The following is a 17065-nucleotide window of genomic DNA, read 5'->3' on the forward strand; positions in this document are numbered from 1 at the left end:
GCATTTCCTCTTGTTGGTGCGCTGCTTCGCTTGGTCAGACTTTTACTCGTCTTCGCCGCCTTCGTGCATTTCCTTTTCCCAGCTTTCCTTTGCCGCAACCTGAGCGGCCTTGCTGGCATCGGCGGTCGCGGTAGCGGCCTTGATCACGGCTTTCTGTGCCGCGTCTGCTGCCTGCTTAGCAGCAGAAGCGTCGGATTCCAGGCCCGCCTTGAGCGATGCGCCGGTTTCGCGAACGGCTTCACCGGTTGCGGCCACGGCCTCCTTCACCAGATTTTGGGCCTTGCGGGCATTTTCATCCACCGCCAGATCGACCTTGGCATTGGCGTCGACGATCTTGACCTGCGCCTTCTTGGCCGCGGCTTCTGCCGTGATTGCCATTTGTGCTGCGGCCTCCTTGTCTTTTTGGGCTTCGGAACAAACGGCCAGCTTGGCCGCTATTACCGACATTCTCGCTGCATTATGCGCTTCCACCGCGGCTTTGCTGGCTGCATGTTTTGCATCATCCAGGCTTTGTTCCGCTTCGTCCATCGCGTCATCTTCGGATGTGCTGCATTCTGCCGCATCATCGCTTTCTGTTTTCTGGGTGCAACCCTGAATCGCGAGAGAAAGGGCCAGTGTGGCAGCAACGGTGGATATCGTTTTCTTCATGACTTGGACTCCGAAATGACATTGGCGAATCGATGAAACATGGCACTGTCCATCGTTCCGGGGGTATGTCCAAAAACAACATGGGCAGTGATTTGTAACTACGTAATTGTCACAAGTCTCAGCCCGCAAGATATTATCAGCCAGCCTGCAGTTGCTCCTGCGCCAGAACAACTTCCCGAAGATGATCGCCGTTCCCGACCGGTCTCATGCCATCATCCGACGCGATTTGGCGTTGCTTTTCGCCATAGGCCCAGCGTTTGAGAATATCGGCTTTGATCGTATCGGGCAGGTCGGTTGCCAGCAATTTTGCAGGGGTTTGAAATATACCGGCGGGATTGCCCAGCAAGGCTTCGATCTCCCATCCCTGTGCTTTCGCTTCGGACTGCAATGTTTCAAGATAGATGTCCCGGTCAATCCTCGCCTTGACGTCCCGTTCCGTGGGCAGGACCTCTCCGGAAATATAATATTCTCCATTAGGGAGATAAGAATAAGGCACGCCGCGATATGCTTGCAGTTCGCCAGCGAAATTCTCGCCGCCGTAACGATTTTCGAGAATATCATGGGTCGCGGGAAGCTCGTGCACATGAACATCGGATCCGGAATGATCGACCAGAATTTCTACGGCGTGCTTTTCGTCCGCAGCATTCCAAGTCCGTATCCACAATAGCAGGCCGCCGCGCTCCAGCTGGTCCGCGACATAATCGGCGTGATGCTGTCCGATAATCCTTGCCAGAATCGCGCCGATCGCACCGCCGCCAATACCTCCGGCAGCGGCTGCGATTATGGCCGCACCGATTGCGCCGCCCGACGCGACCACAGCGGTGAGCGTGGCCAGCGCGCCTACATAAATGAATCCGCCAAAAACGCCGCCTTCTGCATCTCCAATCACATCTGTCGAAACATAAGCGGTGGTGGGAACCGCGGCGTCATCTTCCAGTTCCTTTACCGAGGCGAAACTGTGGCCAAGTTCCTTTTCAACAGATGAAACCGGAGCGAGCAGACTGAGCTCAGCGCGATCAAATCCGTGCGACAACAAGTCATCGACCGCCGTCTGAAGGGCCCGCTCGGATTGAAAGACGCCAACCGCTTCGCGGACCGTGGGGGTTTCTTGTTCAGCCATAAACATCTTCTCCGGAGGTGGTGCGCGGGGAAAAGTGAGATAATATCTGGCGCCCGTCCATTCCCCGATCCTGTCTGACAACCCTAGCCTGCACGTGACAGCGGATAACCACGTAATCTCCCTTAGACGTGGCGTTGCAACGGCTGAATGGAGTGATGCAAAAAAGCTGGCCAGCCCCGTTATGGTCGAGAATGCGGGCCGCAAGCTCGCAGTTGGCACCGAAGCCCGGACAGACCAGCTGTGCCTAGTCGTTCAGCATATTGATCGCAGCATGCACTCGATCCCGAATGTCATCGCGGTCGAGGCCCGGCTCAATCTCCGGCTGCACTTCATAGGTGATCACACCGCTTTTCTGGACGAAAGTATCGCGTGGCGAAACGATACCGCTGTTGAGCGCTACCGGCACCAGCGGAATGCCCATCAGCTTGTAGATACCGGCAAAACCGGTCTGCAGCTCGGGGCGTTCGCCATGATGGGCGCGGCTGCCTTCGGCGAAAATCACGATCGGGCGGCCTTCGGCAACTGCTTTCTTGGCCTGCTTAATGATTTGCCGCATCGCTGCGCCACCACCATCTCGGTCGATGCCAAGTAGGCCATGTTTGGTCGCGGCCCATCCCCATAGAGGAATGACCAGAAGCTCTTTCTTGGCAATGACTACGGGTCTGTCGAAAATCCTCAGCAGATCGATGGTTTCGAACATGCTTTCATGCTTGAAGACATAGAGCAAAGGCTCATTGCGGATCTCACCCTTGATCTCGACGCGGATGCCGAGAATCAGGCGGGCACATAGATAGTGATAGCGGCTCCAATATTGCGCCATGTAATAGATGCTCTTTGGCCAGAAAAACGCACCAATGAATGTGGCAATGATGATCGGTACCGAGCCGATATAAAAGACGGCCATGAAGATCAGCGAACGGAGGAAAGCCAGCATCTCAGACCCCCGCCAAAGCGGCCAGACGGCGCATCAGATATTTATTATACTCGACGAACAATGTGCCCAGCGAAGGTTGTGTCTGCACCGCGTCGGACAAAATCTGGATATCCTGCGGCATGGCCCGTTCCAGTTCCAGGCGAGCGCGCCGCATATGCCAGTCTGAGGTGACCAGACGCACCGACTTGTCGCCCCGCCTGACAGTCCAGCGGGCTATTTCCAGGGCGTTGGAGCGCGTGTCCACCGCCTGAAACCCGAGATCAATACAACAATCGAACAAATCACTGGCTCGTTCATATTCGGCAGCAAGTTCCGCTGGCTTTACATCCCGGTCGACCCCAGAGATCAGCAGTCGGCCAGCGGTTTTTGCCGCGACAATGTCGAGCGCGCGGTCAATGCGGCCAGCGCCTCCGGTCAGTACGACGACCGAACCGGTATGCGCGTCATCGACCGCCGGACGCGGCAAATCGATGGCGAACCAGGCAAAGCCGATGATCCACAGCAGGATCATGAAAGAGAAGAAACGTAAAATCATCCAGCGGGGCTATAATATCTTTTTCAGGGCGCCGATAACCGTCAGCTTGGCGGTTATCATGGCAAGGCACATTCCCAATATCGGAATGACGGCAATTATCAACCAGCTCCACCAGTCGAGACCGATTGATTGCACCAGTCCGGAACCCAGAGCGGTCAATTGTATGCTGATCAACCAGATGATCGCTGCCCCGCCGGCCAGACCGATCAATCCGCCGAGCAGCGCGTCCAGAGCAATGCGCCGCTGGAACAATCGGCTGATTTGCTGATCGGTGCCGCCGAGCAAATGCACGACCGCGATGGTTTCACTATGGGTGTTGAGCGCCGATCGCGCCGAAATGATCACCGCGGCTCCGGTCGCCAGGGCAAGCAGGCCGACCAGGCCAAAGGCAATCCACTGAAAGGACCGCACTAGGGAAATGACCGGTGCGATATAGCCGCTGCTCGGCTCTACGCGGGCTCCCGGTGCGATCGGCTGCAGCGCGCTGCGCAGCGACTGATATTCTGCACTGGTGCCCGCCCGGGTCAGTTTCAGATCAATCAGCGCCGGAAGCGGTATATCGTCGGCCAGATCCTGGGCACCAAGCCATGGTTCGATCAGCGCCTCGATCTCCTCGGGCGGCAGCACCCGGACCTCTTCGATGAGCGGCAGCGCGCGCAAGCGCTCGGCAGCGGCTGTGGCCTGACGGTTGCGGCTGTCCGGATTGGCTTCAATAATCTGTACCGTCGCCCGGCTGGACAGTTCATCCGACACATCGCCCATCGCGCGCGTCATCGCGAGCCCGGCTGCTGCCGCCAGAACGGTAAGGAAAATCATGATCGCTATGACCCACGGCATCGGTCCGGACAAGCGGCCTTCCGGTATCAGGCGCCGGTCATGACCGGGAATGGCAAAAAATTTGAACATGCCCCTTGCGACCTATTGCAACTGGGCTTTGGGGAGCGGCGGATGGCGCAGCGACCCGGTCGGATCGGCAAGCATGCCTTTTTCCAGCCGCATCATCTGCGCGCCCGGGATCTTGCTGAGCAAATGGATGTCATGGGTCGCTACGACGATGGTCGTGCCAAGTGTGTTGAGCGCCTCGAACAGCTGCAGCAGCCGGATCGCCATGTCGGGGTCGACATTGCCGGTCGGTTCGTCGGCCACCAATATTTCCGGCCTGCCAATCACCGCCCGAGCAATAGCCACGCGCTGTTGTTCGCCACCCGAGAGCGTCGCTGGCCGGGCGGAAGCCCGATCCCCGAGACCAACCCAATCGAGCATCTCCGTAACCGGTATCTCGAGATCCTTTTCGCGGACCCCGGCAACCCTCAGCGGCAGCGCGATATTGTCGAATGCCGACAGATGCGGGACGAGACGGAAATCCTGAAAAACCACACCGATACGGCGACGAAAACCGGGCAGACGCTCGCGCGGCATGGTTACTGCATCTTCGCCAAACAGGCGGATGACGCCTCGGCTGGGGCGTTGTGACAGATAGAGCAGCTTGAGCAGCGATGTTTTCCCTGCGCCCGATGCACCGGTGAGAAAATAGAAGCTGCCCGGAAATAGGGTGAAGTTGAGATCGGCCAGTGTTTCTGCGCCTGCACCGTAGCGCAAACCGACATTTTCAAATCGAACAATTTCGTCCATTATGCTCTACATTCCAATATCGCGGCGAAATATTGCCCGGTCGCGCAACCAATAGGCCGGGAAGACCCTTCAAATCAACTCCGCTGTCAGGCAGCAACAATCAATTTGGCAGGAAAACGCGCAAAAACCGTCTTCGGTCTCAAATCGGTTAAGCAGCCACTTGCAGTTTGCGGTCATGGCGTGTTTAGAGGGGGCGTCATGATTTTGAATTGTCCGGCTTGTAAAACACGTTATCTCGTACCCGACAGTGCCATTGGACCCAATGGCCGTTCGGTGCGCTGCGCTTCCTGTCGGCATAGCTGGTTCCAGGAAGCCGCCATTCCGGAAATGGAACCGGCCGTTCCGGAAAGGGAATTGGTCGAGGCCAGTCCTGTGGGACAGGCGCCGGCAGTTCCCGAACCGGCAACTGTCGCTGATCGGAATTGGGTACCAACCCCGCCTGCCTCGCCAGTCACCCGTTCAGCCCCGCCGCCGCCGATTTCCGTCACACCCGGCTATTCCGCCGGCGAAAGCAGCTTTGCGCACGAGCCGCCGTTCAAGCCCCGCCGGAATCCAGCGAAACTCTGGACAATGGCTGCCATCGCCTTTGCCGCGCTGGTACTGGCTTCGGGCGCCGCACTCTATGTCTTCGGACCGCCACAATGGATTTCCGACTATGAGTTCGCCTCGACCGAAGCGACTCCTCTGCTCATCGAACTGAGCCAGAAACAGGACCGCCGGACCCTGCCAGACGGCACCGAATATTTTGCCGCCAGCGGAACGATCATCAATCCCACCACCGTAGACCAGTCGGTCCCGCCCATGCTGGTGATCCTGCGCGATGCCGGAGGCCGGATTGTCTACAGCTGGAAAATGAAAGCCCCGGCGCAATCGCTCGCCCCCGGAGCAAAGATCAATTTCAACGAAGCCAAGCTGGACGTGCCCCGCGGCGCCAGCCAGCTGGAAGTAGGTTGGGCTGATAACAGCAGGGACTGACTGCGCCATCCGGCCGGTCAGTAAAATTCCTGCAGCCGAATCATGCCACCGTCCGCGCTTTTGACCTCGGTCGTCGAGCGGGCCGTGGCAATCTGGAATATCTGGCCCCCATCCGCGATGGCCTGCCCGCCGCGCCGGGTGGTCTGCATGTTGAAATCAATCGCTTCTCCACGCAGGATTCGGGCACTCGCCATCGCCTGCACCCGCGCATGACCGCTGGGCGCGTCGATCGAAGGCCGGTCTGGCGCTCCAGCGAGAAAAAGCATGAAGAGCAGCAGACTGTCCATTTCGCCAGAGTAAAGCCGGGCCTTTCGGAGCGGACAAGACCGATTATGGGTTAACAGCCTCATCTGGCGATATTTTTATCGATATGATGGCCGTGACGGCTGATCCTGTGCTTTTGCGGGACAAATCCGTCCTGCCGGTTAACGGAACAGCCGGGTGGTGACGAATATCAGTTGCGGCTGGGATACCCCTTTGCTAAGGGCACGCGCCTACCCGGGACTTAGCTGTCCCAAGCTAGAGACAGTGCGGTCGTGGCGGAATTGGTAGACGCGCAGCGTTGAGGTCGCTGTGGGGTTAATACCCCGTGGAAGTTCGAGTCTTCTCGACCGCACCATTTCGGATTTTTTATCAAGACAACCGCCCTTGCGGCGCAGGCCGAATCGCCAAGCCAGAAGCGATCATCGCGATGGCTTAACCCGTGGCATTGGCGAGGCACCGGCATAAACGGGGGATTGCGCCGGAAAGCACGTTCACAGGCCTGCTGCAGCAGCTATTCCGTCCGGCTCACCTGTGAGCGAGCGCGAAATCCAGTGCCGCGCATATGGCAGTCACTTGCGCGTTGTTACATTCCCTGGGCGTCACGCGGGCGCTGTCCGGATAGACTTCGGTTGTTGTCCTGAACCGGGCATCGGTAATGGCACCGCACATGGCATTTTTGGCTTGCGGATATTCGATCACGCCATCAGCGACGACGGGCGAGCCTATGATCATGTTATTTTCATCTGGCGGCGCGATGTGCGTTACATTTTCGACCGCCGAAATAATGGCCTGCTGGAAGGCAGGTTGCGGGTTTTCCTTGTCGTCAACCAGATAGAATCCATCGGGCACAGCCCCGGGCGTATAGCTATTGCCGTCTCGCGCAGCCAAGGCGGGCCGAAATTCGGTCTCGTCGCTGTCGGTTGTTTCATGCAGATCGATATGCAAAAGATACGGTCCGGTCTGCGAGGCAATCAACCCCATCAGCGCGGAGCACTCAATCGCTTCGCTATTTGCTTTGAAGTTGCGATTGGGATCCAATGCGTCATAATTCCAGCGATTGACGCGCTCGTAAGCCCAAGGGCTCACGCAGGCTGCTACCAGAAGATTGGCTTTTCCTGCATAGTCGGCGGCCCGCGTTTCGAGAAATTCAAGAGCGCCCATTATGCCACTCGTTTCATATCCGTGGACTCCGCCAGTCACGAGAGCCGTGGGCAGAGCGGGGTCTCGGGGACCGTTGCGGAGAGCGAACAGTGGGTATGTTTCGTCAGCGTAATCAAGTTGGCCATAAGGGAGGATTTCGAACCGGTCGGCCAGTGCCTCGATCCGCGGCACCACGTCCTCGGCATATCGACGCTCAACAGATTGACTGGCCCGCCATTGCTTCCGCTCATCCTCGTCCCATGGCTGGCCCGGAATACCGATCGGATAAAAGGGGGAGCTATTCATTCTGGTCTCACTGGCTAAATTGGCAAATCACAGTTCGGCAGTTGCGCTATCAATGCCGAACCAATTTCAACTTAGTGCCAGTGGAGGAGAAATGACAGGGGTTGATGGCTTCCTGACAGCCGATGTGATGGCCAATGAGTACACCGGGTTGCCAAAGAGGCTTTGTGATCAACCGGAGTGCTGCGTCTTGGTCTGGCCGCCAGGGCTTGTGTCGCCCGCTGGCGGCATGGCGGACAATTTCTTGCGAAAGATGGACTTGATCAGCCATGGCTCGAGTATTCGCCCAACGACATAGAGCGTCGCAAAAATCGCTGCCAGAATATAGGCGGTCTTGGGCGAGTGCTTTTTTTCCTTTTCCTCTTCTTTTTCTTTCTCTTTTTTCTTTTTGTCGGGCTTGTCCGGCGCGGGGGCGCCCATGGCTGCGTCGAACCAGTGCAACTTCACGTCTTTGTCCACCTCGTCATCCTCTTTCGATTTGTCGGTGTCCTTTCCGGACTTTTCTGCGGCTTCCGCTTTCGCTTTTTCATATTCGCCAATGGCGACATTAGCCTGTCCCAGGGCCAGAAACAGCAGCGGGGCCAGAAAGCAGGCCAGCAAGGCGGGGCTGGTCAGGTCATATGCGAGCACCGAGCGCCCTTCTCGCTCAACAATCGTCAGCGTGCCGCGTGTGAACGTGGCCAGCTTGTCCTGCGCGGCAGGATTGGTTTTGTTGAATGTCAGCGAATCGCCTTCGATCTCGCAGTCCGTTCCGTTCGCCTGGAACAACGGATCAAGCTTGTCGAAAGCTTGTGCCGGGGACAGAGACATATCGAGGGGCAGTGAGCCCTTCACGCGCCAGATCCGGTCGATGAAAGGCAATTTCACTTACAATTCCTCCAGCATGTTCCGGGAAGCACAAAAGCCCGCCGCTTCGCGCCGCTCAGTGGCAAATATGACCCATGCCGAGAGAAAATCATTCCGGGCAGGAGCAAAATGATAAACTATTCGGCCGGTATGGCAGTTGGTGGCTGCCGACGGTCGCGGATCCGGGCCTTCACGGACTTATAGCCTTCGGTGAACGGGAAGGTCATGGTCTCGTTGATCGGCATCCGGCGCCCGCCTTCCATTCCGAGCAATTCCGCCTCGCCATCGACACAGGTGCCGAAGAGACGATCGAAAATGATCCAGCTGGCGCCATAATTGCTGCGGGTGGCTTCATAGTCCTGGGAGTGATGTACGCTGTGATGCTCGGTAGTGTTGAACAGAAACCGCCACCATCGCGGCGAATTGAAGCGAACATTGATGTGCTGGTAAACGCCGACCGTCAGCCCGATCGCGCCTGCGAGCAGAAAGGCGCGCGGGATGAAATCGAAGAAACCGCCGATCCCCAGGCCGATCAGGAACAGCTCAATAGGATTGCCGACAGCACCCTTGTTGATGTTCAACTGGGTGATGTAGTGATGCGGAGCATGGGTCAGCCAAAGCGGATACCAGTTATGCATGCCGCGATGCATCCAATATTGACCAAATTCGAATATCAGCGAGATCAGGAGGGCCTGCACGAGCAGCGGCAATTCGGTAAACCATGAGAATTTATCCCAGTCAAACGAGCTCTGGATGGCTTCGATCATGACCCCGTCACCGATATAATTGTCGACCATGCGGAGCAGCGTATAGCCTAACCCGACATAGAAAAGGTCCGTGGCACATTCCTTCCAGGTAAGACGCCAGCTATCGTAACGCGGGTTGACCCATTCAAGTCCCAGCAGGAATAGCTTGAAACTGATCCCGAGCCATATGGCCGTCGATGCTACAGCAATGGAATTGGGTGCATAATACCAGAAGGCGAGAACGGCGAAGAGCACAGTGGGCTGGAAATATGTGAAGATGAATTGCTTGGTGGGGCCGCCTTCCACCCTGCCGATATTTTCCCATCCGACAGTGACCGGCGCGTCCGCCCCAATAATCCTGTTTCCTACCCGAACTCCGTTCATACCACCTACCTCATTTGCCTGAGGGCCAAGGCCCAAGAATAGCTACTGCCCGAGCCCGAAACCGGCCCGGCATTGCAGTGTCTCTCCTGTGAACAATTTTTTTTGCCGTGCGTCTCATGGTATTGATATTATCAAATACGTCAAGCGTAATATTTGGACGATTTTTGGTGGATCAATTTTCCTTCGATTGGCGGCTAAAAAAAATGCTATTTCGCATCGATAAAGGCGCGCCAGCCGCCGAGAACGGTAATATCCTGCGCGCCTGTTGTTGCCCGGGATTCGGCAACAAAGCCCTTGACGCTGCTGCCGTCAGCCAAAGTAACTGTGCCGATTGCGAGTGGGGCTGGAACTTCCGCCACGAAGCTGCCGAAGGCAGTGACGTCGAGCTCGTAGACTTCTACCTTGATGGCTACACCATCCTCACTATGCACCAGCGCCGGTTTGGGCGGGACGCTGTCGGCGATCGCGTAAAGGCGATAGGTGGGAGCGGTTTCGAAGGCACCGACGAACACGGCGTCGCGCGAGGTCAGCTGCCAATGCAGTGGCATATCTTTCAAATGAGCGCCGACGACGGCAAGTTTCACGCTTTCCATTTTTCCCTCCAGGTCAAGTGCAGGCGGAGCGGGCAGTTCTGCTACCGCGAGATAATTTTCGGCTGCGTCAAGCAGGGCCTGATCGCTATCGGCAGGACCGATCAAAGTGATACCGAAGCCGGTCCCGTTCGAACGGATGCCAGCGGGCACAGCGACTGCTGCCATGTCGAGCAGATTTACGAAATTGGTGTAGAAACCGAGATTGCTGTTCAAGGCGATCGGCGCCGCCAGCAGTTCCGCAACGCGATAAGTCGTGCCTGTGGTGGGAAAGGCGAGCAGGTCGACCTCGTCCCACAGTCCGTCCGCCTGGCGTTTGAGTTCAGCCAGCCGGTACATGCCGTTGAACACATCAACGGCGCTCTTGCTCAAACCGGGCTCCACAATCTGACGCACGGTCTCGTGAATCGCATCGGGATTGCTGGCCAGCAGATCCTGGATGGCGGCCGTTCGTTCCGCAACCCATGGACCATTGTAAAGGAGACTCGCCGCTTCGTTGAGGAGTGATATGTCCAGCTCGATGATTTCAACATCTGTCGCCAACCGGGCGACCGCTTCATCATATAGATATTCGGACTGGCTGTCACCGAACCAGGCCCGCTGATCGCGGCGGGGGACGCCGATGCGCTTTGGCTTGATCGAACGGTCAGCCAATGGTTTCGAATAGGGATCCGCCGAGTCGAAGCCCGCGAGCACGTCATCCACCAGCCGTGCATCCGGCAGAGTATCGGTGAACACCGTGATGCAGTCGATGGTACGGCATGCGGGCACGAGCCCCTCTGTGCTCCAGCGGCCCTTGGTCGGTTTGAGACCGACGAGATGGTTGAAAGCCGCCGGCACCCGTCCGGAACCCGCGGTATCGGTGCCAAGCGCAAAGCCGACGAGACCCGCCGCAACCGCGACCGCCGAGCCCGAGCTCGATCCGCCGCTGACATAGGCGAGATTATAAGCGTTCCAGGGGATACCATAGGGGCTGCGTGTGCCGACAAGGCCGGTGGCGAATTGATCAAGATTGGTTTTACCGACGCAAATGGCTCCCGCCTCGAGCAGCTTAGCAGCCACGGTCGCAGAGCCGGCGGGTGAATAGGCGTAGGCCGGACAGCCGGCCGTCGTCTCAAATCCCGCTACGTCAATATTGTCCTTTACCGCAAAGGGCACGCCGGCCAGCGGAAGCTGCTCGCCCGCTCCAATACGGGCATCAACGTCGCGGGCTGCGGCAAGCATGTCGGCGGGCGCAGCGCGGCTGATCCATATTTGCGGCTGAATCGCGTCATAAGCGTCAAGCCGGACAAGCGTTTCCTGCGCCACTGCCAGCGCGCTTGTTTTCCCGCTATTTACCGCCGATGCTATCACCGTGGGATTTTGGCGGTCAAGCTTGGTCATTGGTGTCTCCTCAAAGCCAGCATCGGCGCGCCGGGTTCCAGCGACTGGCGCTCGCGAATATAAAGCGCCGCGATCGTGCCATTATCCGGACTTTCCAGCGGGCTTTCCATTTTCATTGCCTCGATCACCGCGATAACGTCCCCGGCCTTTACCTCGTCACCTTCCGCTACCATGAGCTTCCATACGCTTCCGCCGAAGGGGGCCTCGATCAGGTCGGTGCCCTCGGGCACTTCGATCGCGGGAGCAACGGGAGCGCCAAGTGCGGGGTCCTCAGCCAATTGGGTGACACGGTCAAATTCGCCGTTTTTCTGCCATTGGGCACGTTCTGCCTCGAAGGCGGACTGACGTGTGGCCTCAAAAGCCTCGATCGAGTCCGCATTTTCAGCCAGAAAGGCCCGATGGTTGGCGAGCCGGAATTCCGAATTCTCGACCTGGATGGAGCGGCGACCATTGGGAAAATCTCTTCTCCATTCGACCAGTTCTTCCGGGCTTACGCTGAAAAAACGAATCTGATCGAAGAAGCGCAACAGCCAGGGCTTGCCATCGACAAAAGCATCGGTTTGCCGATAGGTATTCCAGACCTGAATAGTGCGGCCGAACAACTGGTAGCCGCCCGGGCCTTCCATACCGTAGATGCACATATAGGCGCCGCCGATTCCCACGACATTGGGCGGAGTCCATGTCCGGGCCGGGTTATATTTGGTGGTTACCAGCCGGTGCCGGGGATCGACCGGTGTGGCGACGGGCGCACCGAGATAGACGTCGCCCAGCCCCATTACGAGATAGCTTGCGTCAAAAATAATGTCCTCGACGGCATCCGCGTCGGGCTGGCCGTTGATGCGCCGGATGAACTCGATATTGTCCGGACACCACGGTGCATCATCGCGGACGGCAGCCATATATTTTTCGATTGTTTCCAGCGTGGCCGGGTCACGCCAGCTGAGCGGCAGATGCACGATCCGCGAAGGGACTGTGAAGTCCTCCAGATCGCCGAGCTGATCATCGGCTTCCATGAGAGCGGCAAGCGCGCCGCGCTGGTCGAGAAGATCGTCATCGAAGTGCAGCTGCAGGGAGCGGATGCCGGGCACGATATCTATCACGCCGGGCAAGGCCTGTTTCTCGAGCTCGATCATCAGCGCATGAACCCGGATGCGAAGCTCGATGTCGAGGACGATCGGTCCATATTCGACCAATATGTTGCGGTCGCCCTGCTGCCGGTAAACCGTGCGCGGACGCAGTCCCTGGGCTGGCGTGTCAGCGAGGATCGGCGAAAGATTGGCGATCTCGCGCTTCGGCTCGCCGGCACCGGACGGATTTGCCGTCAGGTTCAGAGGAGCGCGATCGGCGGCTTTGGCATCGTCGAGAGTGACAGGCACAAAGCGGAGACGATCGCCGGGAGCGAGCTGCCCGATCTTCCACTGATCCGCCGCGATCACCACGAACGGACAGACGAAACCGCCAAGCGAGGGTCCATCGGGGCCCAGAATGATCGGCATGTCACCGGTAAAGTCAACCGCTCCGATGGCATAGGGATTGTCGTGGATATTGGAAGGGTGCAGACCCGCCTCGCCGCCATCGGCCCGGGCCCATTGCGGCTTGGGTCCGACCAGACGAACACCGGTACGGTTGCTGTTGTAATGTACGCGCCAGTCGGCATCGAGAGTCGCGCGGATGTCGTCGTCGGTGAAGAAGTCCGGCGCGCCGTGAGGGCCATATAGGACACGCAGGGTCCATTGGTTCCCGAAATCCGTCATCTCGGTCAGGGGTGCAGGCATGCCGACATCCGCTTCCGCCAGATGGAGCGTGTCGCCTGCCACCAGTTTTCGCGCCGCATGACCGCCAAACTGCCCCAGTTCGAACGTGCTGCGGCTATTGAGATAGGGCGGAATGTCGAGCCCACCGGCAATCAGGATGTAACCGCGCATGCCGCCGCCGGTAACACGGCCGAGTGAGAGCGTCTGGCCAGCGGCAATGTCCAGCGGGATTCCCCGTTCAACCGGCGCATCGTCCAGCCGGGCACCAAAATCGGCGCCGGTAATGCAGATGCGTGCGGGCGCGGTAAAATAGAGAGTCGGGCCGGTAAAGGTAATTTCGAGTCCCGCCGTCCCTTCCGGATTGCCGAGCCGCTGGTTGCCGAGGCGAAAGGAATGGTCGTCCATCGGGCCTGAGGGCGGCACGCCAACCGACCAGAGACCAACGCGACCCGGCCAGTCCTGCACCGTGGTCGCTGTACCACCGGAAACCACCCGAATGCTGTGCGGTATATAGGCGATTGTATCCAGCAATCTCGTTGCGACCTGACCTGCCGCGAACCGCTCGTCCCGCACAACGGCGCGCAGCCAGCGCAGGTTGGACTCCAGTCCGTCCACGCGGCTTTCGTCGAGCGCATTTTGCATGGCCGCAATTGCGGCCTCTCGCGTATCGGCGTGAACGATAAGCTTGGCGATCATCGGGTCATACCAGGCGCTGATCGTGCTGCCCGCCGTGCACCATGTCTCGGCACGCATGGACTCGGGAAAGTCGATAGCGGTAATTGTCCCGGTGGTCGGGCGATAATCCAGCGCGGGGTCCTCGGCATAAAGGCGGACCTGCACCGAATGGCCCCTTGATACCGGTGGCTCGCGATCCAGAAAGGAAAAGTCGCCGGCTGCGCCGCGGATCATCCATTCGACCAGATCAATGTCCATCACCTCTTCGGTAACGCCATGTTCGACCTGTAGCCGGGTGTTCATTTCCAGGAAGAAAAATTCCTGCCGCTCGGCGTCGAACAGAAATTCTACTGTGCCGGCGGAGAGATATCGAGCGGCAGAGCCGAGGCGAACCGCTGCCTCGATCAACTTGCGCCGCACATCCTCGTGCAGATCCGGCGCAGGCGATTCCTCGACGACCTTCTGGTTCCGTCGCTGTAACGAGCAATCCCGTTCGCCGAGCGGCATGATCCGACCGGTCCCGTCGCCGAATATCTGCACCTCGATATGGCGCGCGCGGGCGATATAGCGCTCCAGGAACACACCGGCGTCACCGAAATTCCCGGCACCGAGACGAGCGACGCTGTCCCAGTGCTTGTGCACGGCCGCCTCATCCTCGCAAATATGCATGCCAATGCCGCCGCCGCCAGCCGTGGCTTTCAGGATGACCGGATAGCCGATTTCATTTGCAGCGCTTGCGGCATCGTCTTCGTCATTCAGAAGGCCGGTACCGGGCGCAAGTGGCAGGCCATGTTCGGTTGCCAATGCCCGGGCGCTGTGTTTCAGGCCGAAGGTTCGCATGTTTTCCGGCGTCGGTCCGATGAAAACAATGTCCGCCGCGGCGCATGCCTCGGCAAATTCGGCATTCTCCGCAAGAAAGCCATATCCGGGGTGGATATAGCTGGCACCGGTCTCTCGTGCGGCCTTGAGGATAGCGGCAATGTCGAGATAGCTCTCTGTCGCAGCGGCAGGGCCGATGCAGACGGACATATCCGCCTGGGATACATGCAGGGAGTCGGCATCCGCTTCGGAATAGACCGCAACTGACCGCATCCCCATGCGGCGTATTGTTCGAATGATTCTGGTGGCTATAGCGCCGCGGTTGGCAATCAGAACCGTATCAACACTCATGCGGTAACGATCATTCGCACCGGGGATGGATTGAAACCGTTGCACGGGTTATTGATCTGCGGACAGTTGGACACCACCACGGTAATGTCCATTTCCGCGCGCAGGTCGACCGTGAGTCCGGGAGCCGAGATACCATCGACAATCCCAAGCGCCCCGTCTGCCTCAACCGGCACGTTCATGAAGAAGTTGATATTGGGAACGATGTCGCGCTTGCCGCGGCCCCCGGTCAGATTGGCCTCGAGGAAATTCTCGACACAGGCATGCTGGCTCTTGGTGTGATGACCGTAGCGCAACGTATTGGACTCGCAGGAACAGGCACCACCGATCGTATCATGGTAATCAACCGAAGTGGCGAGGATGGTCATCATCGCCCGCCCTTCGTTCGACAGCAGAACGGTGCCGGTGCGGAGGAAGAGATTGGCTTGCGCTGCGACAGTATCTTGCGCGCTATAGCGCTCGGCATCGTCTGCCGTGGAATAGAGCAGGAAATCAACCGCCTGATTGCCTTCCAGATCGACGATATGAAGCGTCTGTCCCGCAGCGAGATGATGTAGCCATGGCGCGCGAGCGGGCACGATTTCATCGTGAAGGATCGTGCCGGAAATATCTTGTAATCCTTGGGGGGCTGTCATTGCTGGACCAATATTCCTTCCTAGCGACGGAAATAATCTTCGACATTTTGAAAGGCGCGCAAGCCCTCCGGCGTTGCGTTGCGGATATGGTCGTCTTCCGGTGTCACGGCTCCGCGCCACGCTGAAACACGCAGTGGGGTAACGGTCCAGCTCTCGCGTGGATCAAGAATATGCGGGCAATTGGCGATAACGACAATCACGTCCATCTCGGCGCGCAGGACCAGTTCACGCGCTGCATCAAAAGGACCGACCAGCGGAGTGATGGTGCCGTCCGCTTCGATCCGCGTACCTTTGAAAAAATTGATGCACGGGTGCACATCACGCCTTTGCAACCCGTGTTTGGCCGACCCCAGCAAAAGCCGGTCACGGCCGTTGGGAAAGGCACTGCTATTGCGGCCGTCTCCATATTTGGCGCTGTTGGTTGCCGCGTTTGACGTGCCGCAAAATGCGTCATGGGTAGCCGCCTCATCTGCCAAGATGCTCATCATTACGCGGCCCATATCGGAGAGCAGCAACTTGCCGGCATCGAGATAGGCGTTCCACTGCACCTTCACCGTGTCTGCGACATTGAGTCGTTCGGAGGGCATTTCCGCGTTGAAAATCAGGACGGAGGCGCAGGCGTCACCTGCAAGATCTATGAGACGCAAACGCGATCCCCGCGCCAGCTTGCGGGAGGCATAGCCGCCCGCAGCTATAGTCTCTTCCCACAGCAAGTCTTGGGCGTCGACATCGTCTGGCAAATCGTCGGCGACCGGCGGCAGCACCGGCATGCTGTCCACGATCGTACCCGCCATCGCGCGGGCATGGTCGCGGGCCGCCAAGGGATCCGCGAGCGCCGTGGTCATGCCGCGACGCCTCTGGTCTTTCTGTTCTTCTCCGTTGCCTCTTCCTGTTCGTGAAGCGGTGGCAGCAAGGCGGTTGTGGTAACAAGCCGCAGCTGATGTACCCCGCGAATGCGCCGCAAAGAATCGCAAAGTCCCTCCAGTCGCACCGCAGGACCCTGTACCAGCAGCACTTCAAGTGACTGGTCGTCCTCAAGGAACACATGCTGTGAAGAGATCACCTCTTTCAAATAATGCAGCTGGGTCGTCGCGAGCTGTTGTCGCACGCCTGCGTGGTCGCCGCGATAAACCAGCGTAATGGTCCCCGCGAGCATTTCTTCAGGCCGGGTCAGCGCCTCATGCTCTGCAAGCGCATGCCGGATCAGTTCTGACATCAGCTGGGACCGAGACGGCAGGCCGCGCTCTTCGACCATATTGTCAAGATGGTGCAATAATTCTGCGGGAAGGCTCATGCTGAGCCGGGCTAGCTTGGTGGGTTCCGAGATCATGATG

General features: G+C 58.4%; 16 protein-coding genes and 1 tRNA gene. 2 read left to right on the forward strand and 15 right to left on the reverse strand.

What is annotated here, in order from left to right:
• Positions 1-42 precede the first annotated feature (42 nt).
• From AZE99_RS15475 to ftsE, 6 genes are all read right to left on the reverse strand, one after another.
• Positions 43-648, reverse strand: coding sequence for a hypothetical protein (locus AZE99_RS15475; protein WP_067203003.1), 606 nt, complete (start codon positions 646-648; stop codon positions 43-45).
• Between the two features lie 136 nt (positions 649-784).
• Complete coding sequence (locus AZE99_RS16325; RefSeq protein ID WP_197460214.1) at positions 785-1768, reverse strand: hypothetical protein; 984 nt, start codon at positions 1766-1768, stop codon at positions 785-787.
• Positions 1769-2012: 244 nt separating this feature from the next.
• The gene (locus AZE99_RS15485; protein ID WP_067203005.1) at positions 2013-2702 is read right to left on the reverse strand and encodes a lysophospholipid acyltransferase family protein; all 690 of its coding nucleotides are present in this window, start codon (positions 2700-2702) and stop codon (positions 2013-2015) included.
• 1 nt (position 2703) lies between these two features.
• Positions 2704-3237, reverse strand: coding sequence for a YdcF family protein (locus AZE99_RS15490; RefSeq protein ID WP_067203006.1), 534 nt, complete (start codon positions 3235-3237; stop codon positions 2704-2706).
• Positions 3238-3246: 9 nt separating this feature from the next.
• Positions 3247-4143, reverse strand: a complete 897-nt coding sequence (locus AZE99_RS15495; RefSeq protein WP_067203008.1) for a cell division protein FtsX — start codon at positions 4141-4143, stop codon at positions 3247-3249.
• Positions 4144-4155: 12 nt separating this feature from the next.
• A complete protein-coding gene (gene ftsE / locus AZE99_RS15500) occupies positions 4156-4869 on the reverse strand; it encodes a cell division ATP-binding protein FtsE (protein ID WP_067203010.1) in 714 nt (237 codons plus the stop codon).
• A 198-nt stretch (positions 4870-5067) separates the two neighbouring features.
• Here ftsE and AZE99_RS15505 point away from each other — a divergent pair, with 198 nt between their 5' ends.
• On the forward strand, positions 5068-5844 hold the full coding sequence (locus AZE99_RS15505; protein ID WP_067203012.1) for a zinc-ribbon domain-containing protein: 777 nt from the start codon (positions 5068-5070) through the stop codon (positions 5842-5844).
• A 17-nt stretch (positions 5845-5861) separates the two neighbouring features.
• Here the strand turns inward: AZE99_RS15505 and AZE99_RS15510 are convergent, their stop codons facing one another.
• Positions 5862-6131 carry a hypothetical protein gene (locus AZE99_RS15510; RefSeq protein ID WP_067203014.1) on the reverse strand — a complete coding sequence of 90 codons (270 nt, stop codon included), beginning with the start codon at positions 6129-6131 and terminating at the stop codon, positions 5862-5864.
• 243 nt (positions 6132-6374) lie between these two features.
• Between AZE99_RS15510 and AZE99_RS15515 the strand changes: the two genes are divergently transcribed.
• Positions 6375-6463 (forward strand) — tRNA-Leu (locus AZE99_RS15515).
• 170 nt (positions 6464-6633) lie between these two features.
• On the opposite strand, the gene AZE99_RS15520 is transcribed toward AZE99_RS15515, so the two are convergent.
• The 8 genes from AZE99_RS15520 to AZE99_RS15555 form a co-directional block, all read right to left on the reverse strand.
• Complete coding sequence (locus tag AZE99_RS15520) at positions 6634-7554, reverse strand: M14 family metallopeptidase (protein ID WP_067203016.1); 921 nt, start codon at positions 7552-7554, stop codon at positions 6634-6636.
• Between the two features lie 168 nt (positions 7555-7722).
• Positions 7723-8418 (reverse strand): hypothetical protein, encoded by a 696-nt coding sequence (locus AZE99_RS15525; RefSeq protein WP_197460215.1) that lies wholly within the window; start codon positions 8416-8418, stop codon positions 7723-7725.
• 116 nt (positions 8419-8534) lie between these two features.
• Complete coding sequence (locus tag AZE99_RS15530) at positions 8535-9527, reverse strand: sterol desaturase family protein (protein WP_067203018.1); 993 nt, start codon at positions 9525-9527, stop codon at positions 8535-8537.
• 206 nt (positions 9528-9733) lie between these two features.
• Entirely contained in the window at positions 9734-11500 is a 1767-nt protein-coding gene (gene atzF, locus AZE99_RS15535; RefSeq protein ID WP_067203020.1) for an allophanate hydrolase, read from the reverse strand.
• Positions 11497-15099: an urea carboxylase gene (gene uca / locus AZE99_RS15540; protein WP_067203022.1), complete on the reverse strand. Its 3603-nt coding sequence runs from the start codon at positions 15097-15099 to the stop codon at positions 11497-11499. The genes atzF and uca overlap by 4 nt, the downstream gene beginning before the upstream one ends.
• A complete protein-coding gene (locus tag AZE99_RS15545) occupies positions 15096-15731 on the reverse strand; it encodes an urea amidolyase associated protein UAAP2 (RefSeq protein WP_067203023.1) in 636 nt (211 codons plus the stop codon). Before AZE99_RS15545 ends, uca begins: the two co-directional genes overlap by 4 nt.
• 20 nt (positions 15732-15751) lie before the next feature.
• Entirely contained in the window at positions 15752-16576 is an 825-nt protein-coding gene (locus tag AZE99_RS15550) for an urea amidolyase associated protein UAAP1 (RefSeq protein ID WP_067203025.1), read from the reverse strand.
• Positions 16573-17061 carry a CopG family ribbon-helix-helix protein gene (locus tag AZE99_RS15555; RefSeq protein ID WP_156472302.1) on the reverse strand — a complete coding sequence of 163 codons (489 nt, stop codon included), beginning with the start codon at positions 17059-17061 and terminating at the stop codon, positions 16573-16575. Before AZE99_RS15555 ends, AZE99_RS15550 begins: the two co-directional genes overlap by 4 nt.
• Positions 17062-17065 lie beyond the last annotated feature (4 nt).

This window comes from Sphingorhabdus sp. M41 (assembly GCF_001586275.1).
In the GTDB taxonomy this organism is placed as follows: domain Bacteria; phylum Pseudomonadota; class Alphaproteobacteria; order Sphingomonadales; family Sphingomonadaceae; genus Parasphingorhabdus.